At 71.3% G+C, this 16,691-nt stretch carries 12 protein-coding genes; 10 read left to right on the plus strand and 2 right to left on the minus strand.

All coding sequences use genetic code 11. The features are described 5' to 3' along the window. Nucleotides 1–161 precede the first annotated feature (161 nt). From OG624_RS29045 to OG624_RS29080, 8 genes are all read left to right on the plus strand, one after another. Complete coding sequence (locus OG624_RS29045) at nt 162–1,679, plus strand: gamma-aminobutyraldehyde dehydrogenase (RefSeq protein WP_161289928.1); 1,518 nt, start codon at nt 162–164, stop codon at nt 1,677–1,679. A gap of 69 nt (nt 1,680–1,748) precedes the next feature. Then, the gene (locus OG624_RS29050; RefSeq protein WP_033222978.1) at nt 1,749–2,999 is read left to right on the plus strand and encodes a polyamine ABC transporter substrate-binding protein; all 1,251 of its coding nucleotides are present in this window, start codon (nt 1,749–1,751) and stop codon (nt 2,997–2,999) included. Between the two features lie 133 nt (nt 3,000–3,132). Then, nucleotides 3,133–4,281: an ABC transporter ATP-binding protein gene (locus OG624_RS29055; protein ID WP_161289931.1), complete on the plus strand. Its 1,149-nt coding sequence runs from the start codon at nt 3,133–3,135 to the stop codon at nt 4,279–4,281. After that, nucleotides 4,278–5,207 (plus strand): ABC transporter permease, encoded by a 930-nt coding sequence (locus OG624_RS29060; protein WP_033222982.1) that lies wholly within the window; start codon nt 4,278–4,280, stop codon nt 5,205–5,207. Before OG624_RS29055 ends, OG624_RS29060 begins: the two co-directional genes overlap by 4 nt. Continuing rightward, nucleotides 5,207–6,013, plus strand: coding sequence for an ABC transporter permease (locus OG624_RS29065; RefSeq protein WP_030718627.1), 807 nt, complete (start codon nt 5,207–5,209; stop codon nt 6,011–6,013). The genes OG624_RS29060 and OG624_RS29065 overlap by 1 nt, the downstream gene beginning before the upstream one ends. Before the next feature lie 42 nt (nt 6,014–6,055). Further along, the gene (locus OG624_RS29070; RefSeq protein ID WP_161289934.1) at nt 6,056–7,474 is read left to right on the plus strand and encodes an NAD(P)/FAD-dependent oxidoreductase; all 1,419 of its coding nucleotides are present in this window, start codon (nt 6,056–6,058) and stop codon (nt 7,472–7,474) included. 170 nt (nt 7,475–7,644) lie between these two features. After that, nucleotides 7,645–8,133, plus strand: a complete 489-nt coding sequence (locus tag OG624_RS29075) for a hypothetical protein (protein WP_033222987.1) — start codon at nt 7,645–7,647, stop codon at nt 8,131–8,133. A 112-nt stretch (nt 8,134–8,245) separates the two neighbouring features. Beyond that, the gene (locus tag OG624_RS29080; RefSeq protein WP_371640882.1) at nt 8,246–10,009 is read left to right on the plus strand and encodes a chitinase; all 1,764 of its coding nucleotides are present in this window, start codon (nt 8,246–8,248) and stop codon (nt 10,007–10,009) included. Here the strand turns inward: OG624_RS29080 and OG624_RS29085 are convergent. Further along, nucleotides 9,994–10,557: a phosphatase PAP2 family protein gene (locus tag OG624_RS29085; protein ID WP_371639970.1), complete on the minus strand. Its 564-nt coding sequence runs from the start codon at nt 10,555–10,557 to the stop codon at nt 9,994–9,996. The two genes, OG624_RS29080 and OG624_RS29085, sit on opposite strands and share 16 nt — an antisense overlap. Before the next feature lie 394 nt (nt 10,558–10,951). Continuing rightward, nucleotides 10,952–12,298, minus strand: a complete 1,347-nt coding sequence (gene gabT / locus OG624_RS29090) for a 4-aminobutyrate--2-oxoglutarate transaminase (RefSeq protein WP_030012869.1) — start codon at nt 12,296–12,298, stop codon at nt 10,952–10,954. A 252-nt stretch (nt 12,299–12,550) separates the two neighbouring features. Between gabT and OG624_RS29095 the strand changes: the two genes are divergently transcribed. Together OG624_RS29095 and OG624_RS29100 are read left to right on the plus strand one after the other, a co-directional pair. Further along, nucleotides 12,551–14,914 (plus strand): ATP/GTP-binding protein, encoded by a 2,364-nt coding sequence (locus tag OG624_RS29095; RefSeq protein WP_371639971.1) that lies wholly within the window; start codon nt 12,551–12,553, stop codon nt 14,912–14,914. Nucleotides 14,915–15,041: 127 nt separating this feature from the next. Beyond that, nucleotides 15,042–16,619 carry a PucR family transcriptional regulator gene (locus tag OG624_RS29100; protein WP_371639972.1) on the plus strand — a complete coding sequence of 526 codons (1,578 nt, stop codon included), beginning with the start codon at nt 15,042–15,044 and terminating at the stop codon, nt 16,617–16,619. Nucleotides 16,620–16,691 lie beyond the last annotated feature (72 nt).

The raw sequence follows: 16,691 nt of genomic DNA on the forward strand, positions 1-16,691 counted from the left end.
GTACGGGATTTTCGGTGTGCCTCGACACATGGTCGACCGATTCCGTCGCGTAATCAAAGAGCAACAACGGAATCACTTGGCCGAGGGCATCACCTCTGCCAGGATCGGCACTCAATTCGAGCTGTAGCTCGAACTGTAGCTACGGAGAGCGTGAGAGCGTTATGGGCAACCGCTTCCAGGTCAAAGACCGCTTCGCGGACGGCGCACAGTACATCGACGGGCACCTGAGGCCCGGCACCTCCGGACAGTCACACACCGTGATCGACCCGGCGACCGGCGACGAGGTCCTGACCTACGAGCTCGCGAGCACCGCGGACGTCGACGAGGCCGTCGCCGCCGCCAAGAGGGCCTTCCCGGGCTGGTCCGGCGCCACCCCCGGCGAGCGTTCGGACGCCCTGCACAAGCTGGCCGCCGTACTGGCCGAGCAGGCGGAGGACTTCGCGTACGCCGAGTCCCTGCAGTGCGGAAAGCCGATCAAGCTGTCCACGGAGTTCGACGTACCGGGGACCATCGACAACACCGCCTTCTTCGCGGGCGCGGCCCGCCACCTCCAGGGGCAGGCGGCCGCCGAGTACTCCGGCGACCACACCTCCTACGTACGCCGTGAGGCCATCGGGGTCGTCGGCTCGATCGCGCCCTGGAACTATCCGCTCCAGATGGCCGCCTGGAAGATCCTTCCGGCGATCGCCGCGGGCAACACGATCGTCCTCAAGCCCGCCGAGCTGACCCCGCTCACCTCCCTGATGTTCGCGCAGGCGGCCAAGGACGCGGGCCTGCCCGACGGCGTGATCAACATCGTCACCGGCGCCGGACGCGAAGCCGGAGAGCACCTGGTGGGCCACCCCGACGTCGTGATGACCTCCTTTACCGGCTCCACCGCCGTCGGCAAGCGGGTCGCCGAGATCGCCACCGCCACCGTCAAGCGGCTCCACCTGGAGCTCGGCGGCAAGGCCCCCTTCCTCGTCTTCGACGACGCCGACCTGGAGGCCGCCGCGCACGGCGCCGTCGCCGCCTCCCTCATCAACACCGGCCAGGACTGCACGGCCGCCACCCGTGCCTACGTCCAGCGCCCCCTGCACGACGCCTTCGTCGCCCGGGTGGCCGAGCTGATGGAGAGCGTCCGCCTCGGCGACCCCTTCGCGCCCACCACCGACCTCGGCCCGCTGGTCTCGCACGCCCAGCGCGACCGGGTCGCCGGCTTCGTCGACCGGGCCCGCGGCTACGCCACCGTCGTCACCGGCGGCGAGATCCCGGCCGGAGACCTGGCCGAGGGCGCGTACTACCGGCCCACCCTCATCGCCGGCGCGGCCCAGGACAGCGAGGTCGTCCAGTCCGAGATCTTCGGTCCGGTCCTCGTCGTCCTGCCCTTCGACACCGACGACGAGGGCATCGCGCTGGCCAACGACACCCCGTACGGACTCGCGGCCTCCGCCTGGAGCCGTGACCTCTACCGGGCGAACCGGGCCACCCGCGAGATCAAGGCGGGCTGCGTCTGGATCAACGACCACATTCCGATCATCAGCGAGATGCCCCACGGGGGCTACAAGGCCAGCGGCTTCGGAAAGGACATGTCGGCCTACTCCTTCGAGGAGTACACGCAGGTCAAGCACGTGATGTACGACAACACCGCGGTGGCCGAGAAGGACTGGCACCGCACGATCTTCGGGGACCGTCCGTAACCACCCGCGGCCGACGCCGCATGGGCCCACCGCCTGACCAGCGGTACACCTCCCGAAAGGGCACAGCGCATGGAGCAGTTCGAGCCCGACCGCCTCTCGGCGGCGCAACTCGCCGCGATGCGGCGCAGCCTCACCGACGGGCGCGGCGCCCTCACCCGCCGCTCGTTGCTGCGCGCCTCCGGAGTCGGAGCGCTCACCCTGGGAGGGCTGGCCGCCCTCACCGGGTGCGGGATCCCGCCCGCCAAACGTGAGGGCGACGCCGCCGTGGCCTCCGACGACCACTCGGCTCAGGAGAAGGAGATCAACTTCTCCAACTGGACCGAGTACATGGACACCAGCGAGGACGAGAAGAGCCGTCCCACGCTGGAGGAGTTCACCAAGCGGACCGGCATCAAGGTCAAGTACACCGAGGACATCAACGACAACGTCGAGTTCTTCGGCAAGATCCGCCCCCAGCTCGCGGCCGGCCAGGACACCGGCCGCGACCTGATCGTCGTCACCGACTGGCTCGCCGCCCGCATCATCCGCCTCGGCTGGGCGCAGAAGCTGGACCCCGCGCACCTCCCGCACGCCTACGCCAACCTGATCCCGCAGTTCCGCACCCCCGACTGGGACCCGGGACGGTCCTACAGCTACCCCTGGACCGGCATCGACACGGTCATCGCCTACAACGAGAAGGCGACCGGCGGCAAGAAGGTCGACTCCGTCACCCAGCTGCTCGACGACCCCTCCCTCAAGGGCCGCGTCGGCTTCCTCACCGAGATGCGCGACAGCGTCGGCATGACCCTGCTCGACCAGGGCAAGGACCCGGCGAAATTCACCACCGCCGACTTCGACGAGGCCATCGGCCGGCTCCAGAAGGGCGTGGACAAGAACCAGATCCGCCGCTTCACCGGCAACGACTACACGTCCGACCTGGACAAGGGCGACATCGCCGCCTGCCTCGCCTGGGCCGGGGACATCATCCAGCTCCAGGCCGGCAACCCGGACATCAAGTACGCCATCCCCGCCCCCGGATACATCACCTCCAGCGACAACCTGCTGGTCCCCGCCAAGGCCCGGCACAAGGCCAACGCGGAGAAGCTCATCGACTTCTACTACGAACCCGAGATCGCCGCCCAGCTGGCCGCGTACATCAGCTACGTCTGCCCGGTCGAGGGCGTCAAGGACGAACTGGCCAAGATCGATCCCGAGCTCGCGGACAACCCCCTGATCGTCCCGGACAAGGCGATGGCCGCCAAGGCCCACGCCTTCCGCTCCCTCACCAGCGAGGAAGAGACGGCGTACGAGGAGAAGTTCGCCAAGCTCATCGGCGCCTGACGCACGCCTCGCGGCGAGCCGGTCCCGCCGGACCGCGACCCCGACCGCCGGACCCCTCCGGCGGCGGCGCGGACCGACCGACCGGCTCCGCCGAGCCTTCGCCCCCTTGCCCCACCCAACCCCGGGACCATCCATGACTGACAAGACCGCGGGCGGCGACGTCCGCCTCTCCGGGATCAGCAAGCACTACGGCACCTTCACCGCCGTGCACCCGCTGGATCTCACCATTCCCCAGGGCTCCTTCTTCGCCCTGCTCGGCGCCTCCGGCTGCGGGAAGACCACCACCCTGCGCATGATCGCCGGCCTGGAGGAGCCCTCCACCGGCACCGTGCACCTCGGCGACCGCGACGTCACCGACCTGCAGCCGTACAAGCGCCCGGTCAACACGGTCTTCCAGAGCTACGCGCTCTTCCCGCACCTGAGCATCTTCGAGAACGTCGCCTTCGGGCTGCGCCGCCGCGGCGTGAAGTCGGTCAAGAAGCAGGTGGACGACATGCTGGAGCTGGTCCAGCTCGGCCAGTTCGCCCAGCGCAAGCCGCACCAGCTCTCCGGCGGTCAGCAGCAGCGCGTCGCCGTCGCCCGCGCCCTGATCAACCACCCGCAGGTGCTGCTCCTCGACGAGCCGCTCGGCGCCCTCGACCTCAAGCTGCGCCGCCAGATGCAGCTGGAGCTCAAGCGGATCCAGACCGAGGTCGGCATCACCTTCGTGCACGTCACGCACGACCAGGAGGAGGCCATGACCATGGCCGACACGGTCGCCGTGATGAACGGCGGCCGCGTCGAGCAGCTGGGCGCCCCCGCCGAGCTGTACGAGAACCCGGGCACCACCTTCGTCGCCAACTTCCTCGGCACCTCGAACCTGATCGAGGCCTCGGTGGAGTCCGCCGGCTCCGATGTCGTCGTCTCGGCTTCCGGTACCACCCTGCGGCTGCCCGCCGCACGATGTTCGACCACGCCCCGCACCGGCGGAAAGCTGCTGGTCGGTGTGCGCCCGGAGAAGGTGTCCCTGGTCCCGGCCGAGGAAGCGGACACCATCGCGACGGGCCGGAACAAGATCACCGGCCGGATAGCCGCCTCCTCCTTCATCGGAGTCTCCACCCAGTTCGTCGTCGACAGCCCCGTCTGTCCCGAGCTCGAGGTCTACGTCCAGAACATCGAGCGGGACTCCCGCCTGGTGCCGGGCGCCGAGGTGATCCTGCACTGGAACCCGGAGCACACCTTCGGTCTCGACGCCGCCCAGGACATCGACGCGGGTATCGAGACGGTGGAGGAGAGCGCATGACGACCACCGCGGCGCCGCCCCAGGCGCCCGCCCCCACCGAGCCCCCGGTGCACAAGGCGTCCCTGCGCAAGCGGCTGATCCCGTACTGGCTGCTGCTCCCCGGCATCCTGTGGCTGCTGGTGTTCTTCGTACTGCCGATGATCTACCAGGCCTCCACCTCGGTGCAGACCGGCTCCCTCGAAGAGGGCTTCCAGGTCACCTGGCACTTCGGGACCTACTGGGACGCCTTCACCGAGTACTACCCGCAGTTCCTGCGCTCCCTGCTCTACGCCGGCACCGCGACCGCGCTGTGTCTGCTGCTCGGGTACCCGCTGGCCTACCTGATCGCCTTCAAGGCGGGCCGCTGGCGCAACCTGCTGCTGGTCCTGGTCATCGCCCCGTTCTTCACCAGCTTCCTGATCCGCACCCTCGCCTGGAAGACGATCCTGGCCGACGGCGGCCCGGTGGTCGGCGTCCTCAACAGCGTCGGCTTCCTCGACGTCACCAGCTGGCTCGGCATGACCGAGGGGGACCGGGTACTGGCCACGCCGCTCGCGGTGGTCTGCGGTCTGACCTACAACTTCCTCCCCTTCATGATCCTGCCGCTGTACTCCTCGCTGGAGCGCATCGACACCCGCCTCCACGAGGCGGCCGGGGACCTGTACGCCCGCCCCGCCACGGTCTTCCGGAAGGTGACCTTCCCGCTCTCGATGCCGGGCGTGGTCTCCGGAACCCTGCTCACCTTCATCCCGGCGAGCGGCGACTACGTGAACGCCGAACTGCTCGGCTCCACGGACACCCGGATGATCGGCAACGTCATCCAGTCGCAGTACCTGCGGATCCTCGACTACCCGACGGCGGCCGCGCTGTCCTTCATTCTCATGGCGATCGTGCTGATCATGGTCACCATCTACATCCGCCGAGCGGGGACGGAGGACCTGGTCTGATGCGCAATCCCCTCACCTGGCTCCGGCGCAACCTGGTCGTCATCGCGGGCCTCGGCACGCTCGCGTACATGATCCTTCCGAACGTCGTCGTCACCGTCTTCTCCTTCAACAACCCCACCGGGCGGTTCAACTACGCCTGGCAGGAGTTCTCCCTCGACGCGTGGAAGGACCCCTGCGGGGTCGCCGACATGTGCGGGTCGCTCTCCCTCTCGCTCCAGATCGCACTGTGGTCCACCCTCGTCGCGACCGCCCTGGGCACCGCGATCGCCTTCGCGCTCGTGCGCTACCGCTTCCGGGCGCGCGGCGCGGTCAACTCGCTGATCTTCCTGCCCATGGCCATGCCCGAGATCGTGATGGCGGCCTCGCTGCTCGCGCTCTTCCTCAACATGGGCATCCAGCTGGGCTTCTGGACGATCCTGATAGCCCACATCATGTTCTGCCTCAGCTTCGTCGTCGCCGCCGTCAAGGCGCGTGTCCTGTCCATGGACCCGCGGCTGGAGGAGGCCGCCCGCGACCTCTACGCCGGCCCGGTGCAGACCTTCGTACGGGTCACGCTGCCGATCGCGGCGCCCGGTATCGCGGCGGGCGCGCTGCTCTCCTTCGCGCTCTCCTTCGACGACTTCATCATCACCAACTTCAACTCGGGCAACACCGTCACCTTCCCCATGTTCGTGTGGGGCTCGGCCCAGCGCGGTACCCCCGTGCAGATCAACGTCATCGGTACGGCGATGTTCGTCATCGCGGTGCTGGTGGTCCTCGCCGGCCAGATGGTCGGCAACCGCCGCAAGAAGGCACAACCGAAGTAATTCGGGAAAGCACGTCATCAGTTCCGTAGGGAGTTGGAAGACATGGCCCCAGTCGCCATGCGTAGTGTTGCGAAATCCCTTTCCGAAGCGAAGCCGGTCTCGTACTGGCTGGACGACCCCGGCAAGCCGGCCCCCGAGCCGGCGCTGACCTCCGACGAGCGCTGCGACCTGCTGGTCATCGGCGCCGGCTACAGCGGACTGTGGACCGCGCTGATCGCCAAGGAGCGCGACCCGGGGCGGGACGTCGTACTGATCGAGAGCAAGGAGGCGGGCTGGGCCGCCTCCGGCCGCAACGGCGGATTCTGCGCCGCCTCCCTCACCCACGGCCTCGGCAACGGCATGGCCCGCTGGCCAGGCGAGCTGGCGAAGCTGGAGGAGATGGGCGCCCGCAACCTCGACGCCATCGAGGAAGCCGTCACCCGCTACGACATCGACTGCGACTTCGAGCGGACCGGCGAGATCGACGTCGCCACCGAACCGCACCAGGTCGAGGAGCTGCGCGAACTGCACGAGGAGGCGCTGCGCCTGGGACTGGCCGACGGCTCCGAGTGGTTGGACGGCGAGGCGGTGCGCGCCGAGGTCGACTCGCCGACCTTCCTCGCGGGCCTCTGGGACCGCGACGGCGTCGCCATGCTCAACCCGGCGAAGCTGGCCTGGGGCCTCAAGCGGGCCTGCCTGGAGCTCGGGGTGCGGATCTACGAGAACACCCGCGGCCTGAAGCTGGCCCAGGCCGGCTCCGGGATGACCGTGACGACCCCCTACGGCACGATCCTCGCCCGCCGGGTCGCCCTCGGCACGAACATCTTCCCCTCGCTGGTCCGTCGGGTCCGTCCGTTCACCGTCCCGGTCTACGACTACGCGCTGATGAGCGAGCCGCTCGACGAGGCCCAGCTGGCCGCGATCGGCTGGAAGCGGCGGCAGGGTCTCGGCGACAGCGCCAACCAGTTCCACTACTTCCGGATCACCCGCGACAACCGGATCCTGTGGGGCGGCTACGACGCGATCTACCCCTACCGGGGCAAGCTCGACTCCGAGTACGACCACCGCCCCGAGACCTACCTCAAGCTCGCGGAGCACTTCTTCACCGCCTTCCCGCAGCTGGAGGGCCTGAAGTTCAGCCACGCCTGGGGCGGTGCGATCGACACCTGCTCGCGCTTCTCCGCCTTCTTCGGCACCGCGCACTCGGGGAAGGTGGCCTACGCGGCCGGCTACACCGGGCTCGGCGTGGGGGCCACCCGGTTCGGGGCGGAGGTGATGCTCGACCTCCTGGACGGGCTCTCCACCGAACGCACGCGGCTGGAGATGGTGAAGTCCAAGCCGATGCCGTTCCCGCCCGAGCCGTTCGCCTGGACCGGGATCGCGCTCACCAAGTGGTCGCTGGCCCGCGCGGACGCCCGCGGCGGACACCGGAACCTGTGGCTCAAGGCGATGGACAAGCTCGGCCTCGGCTTCGACAGCTAGTCCGTCCAGTCCGACTTGTGGCGACCTCGCCGGGCGCGCCCGGCAAGATCCGCCCGTCACCGTGTGACCTGATTCACTACCATGGAGTAACGAAACCCGCGTCATACCCGCGCCCGGCCCCGCTCTCTCCAGGTGAGAACCCCTCACCTACAGGGAACGGAGGCCGGGCGATGACGATTCCGGGGGCCAAGACGGCGGTGGAATGGCTGGTATCGGTGGCGCCGGATCCGGACGCCTGCCGGTGGGAGTGGGAGCGCAACCCCCTCGGGGTCGCCCTGCTGCCCGCCGGCCACCGCTGGGACGTACTGATCCTGCCCGGGGAGCTGGGGCGGCCCACCCTCGACGTGCTCCGCCTGATCCTCGACCGGCCCGGCCCGGTGCTCGCCGATTTCGGGGCCACGTGGCGGAGCCACGCATCGATGCCGAGGCTGGGCTTCTTCGTGCCCGCGGGCACGTCGTCGCGATGGCTCGGCACCGGTGTACGGGGTGCCGGGCGCGGGAGCTGGATCGTGGTCCCGTATCCCGGTCGGGCCACGGGCGGGTTCCGCTGGCTGGAACTCCCGGACGGCGAGGGGACGCTCACCGACCCGGCGGTGCTGGAGCTCGCGATGCACGAGGCGGCCGCGTGCGTGCTGACGCATGGAGGCCGGAAGTCTTGACAAGGGTATTGGTCTGGACCATCTTGGGCGCCGCTGACCCCCTCCATCCCCCCATGCCCCGGAGGCAGTTGTGCGCAGAGCCCTACCCCTTCTTACGGCCGCCGCCCTCGCCGTGGCCGGCTTCCTCGCCGCGGGCCCGCCCGCCGCGGCGGCCGACGCCGACCTCGTACGCAACGGCGGATTCGAAGCCGGACTCGACGGCTGGAGCTGCTCCGGCGGCAGCGGAACCGTCGTCACCACACCCGTCCACGGCGGAAGTTCCGCCCTGCGGGCCACCCCGGCCGGCCAGGACAACGCCCGCTGCTCCCAGACCGTCACCGTCGCGCCCGACTCGACGTACACGCTCGGCGCGTGGGTGCAGGGCGCGTACGTCTACCTCGGCGCGAGCGGCACCGGCACCACCGACGTGTCGACCTGGACGCAGACGCCCGGAGCGTGGAAGCAGTTGACCACCACCTTCCGCACGGGCCCGTCCACCACCTCGGTGACCGTCCACACCCACGGTTGGTACGGCCAACCCGCCCACCTCACCGACGACCTCACCCTGGTGGGCCCGGACCCCGGCGGTCCCGGCGGGCCCCAGCTCCCGGCCGCCCCCACCGGCCTGACCGCCTCCGCGACCTCGTCCACCTCGGTCGCGCTGACCTGGTCGGCGGTGCCGGGTGCCACCTCGTACACCGTCCACCGGGACGGCGCCGCGCCGCTGTCCGTCACCTCGGCCTCGGCGGCCGTGACCGGCCTCACCGCGGCCACCACCTACACCTTCCGGGTCAGCGCGGCGAACGCGGCGGGCACCTCGCCGCAGAGCGCGCCCGCCACCGCGACCACACCCGGTGGCGGTGGAGGCGGCGGCGGTGGCCTGCCCGCGCACGCGCTCGTCGGCTACCTGCACGCGAGCTTCGCCAACGGCTCCGGCTACGTCCGGATGGCCGACGTGCCCGCCTCCTGGGACGTCATCAACCTGGCCTTCGGCGAACCCACCTCGGTGACCTCGGGCGACATCCGCTTCCGGCTCTGCCCGGTCGCGGAATGCCCGAACGTCGAATCCGAGGCCGAGTTCAAGGCGGCCGTCAAGGCCAAGCAGGCCAACGGCAAGAAGGTGCTGATCTCGATCGGCGGCCAGAACGGCCAGGTCCAGCTCGCGAGCGCGGCCGCCCGGGACACCTTCGTCTCCTCCGTCAGCAAGATCATCGACGAGTACGGCCTCGACGGCCTGGACATCGACTTCGAGGGCCACTCCCTGTCCCTGGCCACCGGGGACACCGACTTCCGGGCGCCCACCACCCCGGTGATCGTGAACCTCGTCTCGGCCGTGAAGACCCTGAAGGCCAAGTACGGCCCGGGCTTCGTCCTGACCATGGCCCCGGAGACCTTCTTCGTCCAACTGGGCTACCAGTACTACGGCTCCGGCCCCTGGGGCGGCCAGGACCCGCGCGCCGGCGCGTACCTCCCGGTCATCCACGCGCTGCGCGACGACCTCACCCTGCTCCACGTCCAGGACTACAACTCGGGCTCGATCATGGGCCTCGACAACCAGTACCACTCGATGGGCGGCGCCGACTTCCACATCGCCATGACCGACATGCTGCTCACCGGCTTCCCGGTCGCCGGGAACACCGCGCGGGTCTTCCCGGCCCTACGCCCGGACCAGGTCGCCATCGGCCTCCCGGCCACGACCGACGCGGGCAACGGGCACACCTCGCCCACGGAGGTGACCAAGGCGCTGAACTGCCTGACGAAGAAGACCGACTGCGGGACCTATCAGACCCACGGCACCTGGCCGGGGCTGCGCGGCCTGATGACCTGGTCGATCAACTGGGACCGCTTCGGCGGCTGGGAGTTCAGCCGGAACTTCGACGCCTACTTCGGCGGCTGAGCCGATCGGTCCGGCCGGCTCTTCCTGACCCGGCCGGATCGGCCGTGCCCGTCGGCCCAGGCCACGCCCAGCAGCAGGGGCGTGCACATCAGCAGGCTGGCCAGGACGTCCAGCGGCCAGTGCCAGCCCCGCAGGATCAGGCCGACGGCCGTCGCCCCCGTGAGGACCAGGGCGACGGCCGTCGGCCAGGCCCGGCGGGTGTACGGGCGCAGGAGCAGCGCCGCGCCGAGGTAGGCGACGGCCGCGGTGGCCGTGTGGCCCGAGGGGAAGTAGCCAGCGGCCCAGGGTTCCAGCGGGCCGGGCCGGGCGGTCCACTCCTTGAACGGGATGACCAGCGCCGGCACCAAGGCCATCGCCAGGCCGGCGGCCCCGGCGGCCAGGGCCCGCCCGCGCCGGGTTGCGTAGGCCATGGCCAGGACGAGGACGGGGACGGCGACCGGGACGTTGCCGAGGTCGGAGAGGCGCTCGGTGACCGGGTCCGGGACGGTGCGCACCAGGGCGCGGCTCAGCGCGTGATCCGGGGTCAGCAACGGGCCGGAGACCAGCACCTGCCAGGTGACCAGGGAGAAGAGGAGGCCGCAGACGGCGGCGATCAGGAGAGGAGTGGCCGGCCGTCCCGGAACAGGGGGGATGGTTCCGGGACGGCCGCCCGGACCGGGTTGCCGGGCGCCCCGGGGGGTTTGGGGCGAACGGCTGTCCGATCGGTGAGGAGTGTGCGCGAACGCATGCCCGGTACGGTGCTGGGGAAGCCCAGTACTGGTGTCGCCCCCGGTTTCCCTGGAGCGGGGTGTCTCACTCATCTGCAGAAACCGTACGGCAGCGAAAGGGGGACCGACAGCAGGATCGCGCTCCCGCCATCGGCCCCCCACAGCTTCTTCACAGCGTCCGCCCGTTACCGCCGGTAGCTACCGGTTGCGGCGTGCGCACGTTCTAGCCGTTCGATCAGATGGCCGTGCCGATGGCCGCGAACGCGGCCTCGATGAGGTCCAGGCCCTCGTTCAGCAGGTCCTCGCCGATGACGATCGGCGGGAGGAAGCGGAGCACGTTGCCGTAGGTGCCGCAGGTGAGGACGAGCAGGCCCTCGGCGTGGCAGGCCTTGGCGAGGGCGCCGGCCGCCTCCGGGAACGGGGTCTTGGACACCGGGTCCTTGACCAGCTCGATCGCGATCATGGCGCCGCGGCCGCGGATGTCGCCGATGATGTCGTACTTCTCCTGCATGGCCGTCAGGCGGGCCTTCATGACCGACTCGATCTTCTTCGCCGCGGCGTTGAGGTCGAGCTCCTTCATGGTCTCGATGGAGCCGAGCGCGCCGGCGCAGGCCACCGGGTTACCGCCGTAGGTGCCACCCAGGCCACCCGCGTGCGCGGCGTCCATGATCTCGGCGCGGCCGGTCACGGCGGCGAGCGGCAGACCGCCCGCGATGCCCTTGGCGGTGGTGATCAGGTCCGGGACGATGCCCTCGTCCTCACACGCGAACCACTGGCCGGTGCGGCAGAAGCCGGACTGGATCTCGTCGGCCACGAAGACGATGCCGTTGTCGTTGGCGAACTTCACGATCGCGGGCAGGAAGCCCTTGGCCGGCTCGATGAAGCCGCCCTCGCCGAGGACCGGCTCGATGATGATCGCGGCGACGTTCTCGGCGCCGATCTGCTTGGTGATCTGGTCGATCGCCTGGGCGGCGGCCTCGGGGCCGCAGTTCTCGGCGCCGGTGGGCCAGCGGTAGCCGTAGGCGACCGGCACGCGGTACACCTCGGGGGCGAACGGACCGAAGCCCTGCTTGTACGGCATGTTCTTCGCCGTCAGCGCCATGGTGAGGTTCGTACGGCCGTGGTAGCCGTGGTCGAAGACGACGACGGCCTGGCGCTTGGTGTACGAACGGGCGATCTTGACGGCGTTCTCGACGGCCTCGGCGCCGGAGTTGAACAGGGCCGACTTCTTGGCGTGGGTGCCCGGGGTCAGCTCGGCGAGGGCCTCGCAGACCTCGACGTAGCCCTCGTACGGGGTGACCATGAAACAGGTGTGGGTGAAGTCGGCGAGCTGCGCGGAGGCGCGACGCACGACGGCCTCGGCGGAGGCGCCGACCGAGGTCACGGCGATGCCGGAACCGAAGTCGATCAGGCGGTTGCCGTCGACGTCCTCGATGATGCCGCCGCCCGCGCGGGCCGTGAAGACGGGCAGCACGGAACCCACGCCACCGGCCACGGTCTGCAGGCGACGGGCCTGCAGCTCCTGCGACTTCGGGCCGGGGATCGCGGTGACGATCTTGCGCTCCTGCGGAACAGCGGTCATGGAGGGCTCCTGGGGGGTGTTTTCGGACGCACTTGTCTCTTTGTCCGCAGGCTAGGCCCGGGAGCGGGGGTCCTGCATGCTCCGTTCGGTAGTGATCACCGCGTGTCCTTGTCCGTGACGGCCATAGGAAGGACCCGGGCACGCGTCTTGTGGACGGCACGGCGAACCGGAGCACGCGTACGGACCCACGGCCGGCGTCGGGCAACTACATTGAGCGACGCAGCGCAGGCACGGGCAGGGGGCAGGGGTTTCATGGACACCGACGGCACGTACGACGGCCACGCGATGCAACGAGGCCACGTTCCCGGACCAGCCACCCCCACCCCCGTTACCGCGTACGTCCCCCCACCCCTGGCCCCGCCGAAGCCGGCCCATGCACCGGCTGCGGTCCCCTCCCTCGCGGACTGGGCCGGTGTCCCTCGGCCGCAGTCGGAACCGGGCGTCTGGCGGTTCGGGCACGAACCCCGGAAGGAGGAGGCGGCGGAGGCCGCCACCGACCGGTCGCTGCTGATCGGAGCGGTCATCTCGTTCCTGGCGTGCGTACTGCTCTGGTCCCTGCTGACCAACAACTACATTCCCTACGCCGACGTCCCCGTGAAGCTCTTCACCCCCCGGGACTGGTGGGAGTTCGGCGGCGGAGCCGCCGACCACCGGGGCACGGCGGCACTGCAGGCCTACGAGCTGCTGCTGACGGGAGCGCTGGTCTTCTGGTTCAGCCGGCTGGGCTCCTGGAGCCTGGCCTTCGAAAGGCTCGTCGCGGCCCGCGGTCCCGGTGCTCGTGTCGCGGGCGCGGCGGCCGTAGCCCTGTTCGTCGCGATGCTCATCGCGACGAGGACCCTGCCGGCGGACGACCTCGTCTTCAGCCACCTTCCCTATCCCGAACTGGGGAGGGCGGTCACGCTCGCCGTCAACCTGCTGTTCGTGGTGCTGTACGGACCCGTCCTCTACCTCTTCCTTCGATTGGCGGGGTGGCGGGGTCCGCGCGGCCGCTCCACATCGCCGGCGACCGCTGCTGCGGCCACCCCCGCCCGCCCTGAGACTGGCGGCCCCGACGACCCTGCCCGGTGGCCTCAGTTGCGGGCCGCCGGGCTCGGGGACCTGGCCGAGCGGTTGGAGGCGGAGGCCGGGCGTGGGCTGATGAACGATGTGGACTACACCCGGATCCGGCGCGCGTGGGACTCCGTGCGCGTCGACCCCTCGCGCATGCGGGCCTTCGCCGACGCCGTGCGCGACAAGGGCGCCGGCGCCTGTGCGCACCCGTCCGGGGCGCGGGACCTGCCCGTGCGGGCCGCCCGGCACGATCTGCTCGCCCGGCAGGTCCTGCTCGGCACCGTGGAGGACGGCACGCGCAACCCCTACCCCCGCCGCGGCACCGCCCTCGCCCTCGACCCCGACGTGCTCGGTACCTCCCTGCTCGCCGTCGGGCCCTCCGGCACCGGCAAGACCCGGCACCTGGTCCGGCCCGTCGTCGAGTCGCTCTCGCTCCAGGCCCTCGCCGGCCAGGCCGCCGTCGTCGCCGTCGGAGCCGCCGGCGCCCAGCTCGGCCCGGACGCCGCCTTCGACGTCGTGGTCCGCGTCGGCGACCCCGCCTCCGTCTACGACCTCGACCTCTACGGCGGCGCCACCGACCCCGACGAGGCCGCCACCCTGCTCGCCGAAGCCTTCGTCGGGGACGTCCCCGGGATCGACGTGCGCCGGGCCGCGACCGCCCTCGCCCAGCTCCTCGGGCCGTTCCGGGCGGCGTACGAGCGCTTCCCGGCCGTGCCCGAGCTGCGCGAGCTGCTCGACGGACTGCCCACCGCCCTCGACACCCTGCGCCGCGACCTCGCCGGGCAGCACGCCATGCTGCGCGAGCTCGACGCCCGGGCCCGCCAACACGGCGCCCCCGCCGACCCCGGCCCGGCCCTCGCCGACCGGGTGGCCCTGCTGGACCGGCCCGTCTTCGCCGGCTTCTTCGACACCACCGGCCAGGGCCGGCCGTTCTCGCTGCGCGCCCTGGAGCACCCGATCCGCGTCCGCGTCGACCTGCCCGAGCGCGGACACGCCGACGCCTCCCGGATGCTGGCCCGGCTGCTGCTCGCCCAGTTCAACGCCGCCGCGGCCGCCCGCACCGACCGCTCCCTCTTCGCCTTCCTCGCCTTCGACGACGCCTCCCACACCCTGACCGCCGGCACCGTGCGGGGTGTCCAGCGGTTGCGCTCGGCGCACGCGGGCGTCCTGCTCACGCTGCGCACGTTGGACGACGTACCGGAGGAGCTGCGGACACCGCTGCTCGGGTCCGTCGGCTGCCGGATGGCCTTCTCCGGGGTCACCACCTGGGACGGCAAGCGGTTCGCCGAGGCCTGGGGTACGGAGTGGGTGGAGACGCGGGACGTCACCCACCGCACCGTCTTCGCCGACCAGCCGCTCACCCGGCTGATGCACTCCTTCCGCAAGCTCGTCACCGGCAAGGCCGTCACCACGGACGCGGTGACCGTGCGCCAGGTGGAGCGCGAGCGGTGGTCCGCCTCGGACCTGGCGCACGCCGTGCCGCCGGGGCACGCGGTGCTGTCGCTGACCTCGGTACGCGGGGAACGCGCGGCTCCGCTGCTGGTCCGCCTGGCCGGAACGTCCTGACCCGCACCTCGACCCGTACGAGGTGGCAGAATCGAGGGGAGTCGTTCGTACGACACGGCGAAAACCGTCGGCGGTCTGCCTCCTGACCCTCCCCCCTCGCCCCCTCCGCTAAGGCCACTGGTAACCGATGCCGCTCACCCTCGCCTCACTCGTCCAGCACTCGGCGCTCAAGCTCGGCGTCCGGGCGGGGGAGGGGCGCCTCGACACCCCGGTGCGCTGGGCCCACGTCAGTGAGCTCGCCGATCCCGTCCCCTACATGGAGGGCGGGGAGCTGCTCCTGATCACCGCGATGAAGCTGGACGCGGGGGACCCGGAAGAGATGCGGGCCTACGTACGCCGCCTCGCCGCCGCCGGGGTCGTCGGCATCGGCTTCGCGATCGGGGTCAACTACGAGGAGATCCCCGAGGCGCTGGTCGAGGCCGCGCGGGCCGAGGACATGCCGTTGCTGGAGGTACCCCGGCGGACCCCCTTCCTGGCGATCAGCAAAGCGGTCTCCGCGGCCCTCGCGGCGGACCAGTACCGGGCCGTGACCGCCGGGTTCGAGGCCCAGCGGGAGCTGACGCGGGCCGCGCTCTCCGTCGACGGCCCCACCGAACTGCTGGTGAAACTGGCCGCGCACGTCCACGGATGGGCCGCCCTGTACGACACCTCGGGCGCGGTCGTCGCGGCCGCACCCGACTGGGCCGCGCGCCGCGCCGCCCGGCTGACCCCCGACGTGGAACGGCTGCGGGAGCGCCCGGCGCCCGCGAGCGCCGTGGTCGGCGGCTCCGAGGACCGCGTCGAACTCCAGTCCCTGGGCACGGGCCGGCGGGCCCGCGGCGCGCTCGCCGTCGGTACCGCGGCCCCGCTGGGCACCGCCGAGCGGTACGCCGTCCACTCCGCCGTCGCGCTGCTCACCCTCACCACCGAGCGCTCGCGCTCGCTGCACGACGCCGAGTCCCGGCTGGGGGCCGCGGTGCTGCGGATGCTGCTCGCGGGCGAGGCGGACCACGCGCGGTCCGTGGCCGGGGACCTGTACGGGGCCCTGCTGGAGGCGCCGTTCCGGATCGTCGTGGCCGAGCCGGCCCTCGCGGGGACCGCCCAGCCGGAAGGCCTGGCGCTGCTGACCGACGCCGTGGAGTCGGCCGCCGCCCGGACCGGGGAGGCACTGCTCGTCGTCCCCGAGGCGGGCCGGCTCGTGGTCCTGGCATCCGACGGGGGCTCGGCCGTCCAGGCGTGCGTGGACCACGCCGAGGTGCTGGAAGCGCGGCGCGGCCGGGACGCGTCCGGGCCGGAGCCGGACGAGCTGGTGGTCGGCCTGTCCGCGTCGGCCGGCCCGGGCAGTGTGGCGGCGGCCCTCAAACAGGCCGACCAGGCCTTGGCCGTGGCCCGGCGCCGTGGCCGGCCGATGGTGGAGCACGAGGACATGGCGGCGGGCTCGGTCCTGCCGCTGCTGGCCGACGACGCCGTACGGGCCTTCGCGGACGGCACCCTGCGCGCCCTGCGGGAGCACGACGCGACCGGGCGCGGCGATCTGGTGGCCTCGCTCCAGGCCTGGCTCTCCCGCCACGGGCAGTGGGACGCGGCCGCGGCCGACCTCGGCGTGCACCGGCACACCCTGCGCTACCGGATGAAGCGGGTCGAGGAGATCCTCGGCCGCTCCCTGGAGGACCCGGACGTCCGCATGGAACTGTGGCTCGCCCTCAAGGCCACCTCCGCGCCCTAGGGGGTGTCTTGCCGATCAGGGCGGGCTCGCGGCGCCCGGCACCGCGCCTCGCCGCGTTGTCCTCGGTCGGCG

It is taken from the genome of Streptomyces virginiae (assembly GCF_041432505.1).
Taxonomy (GTDB): domain Bacteria; phylum Actinomycetota; class Actinomycetes; order Streptomycetales; family Streptomycetaceae; genus Streptomyces; species Streptomyces virginiae_A.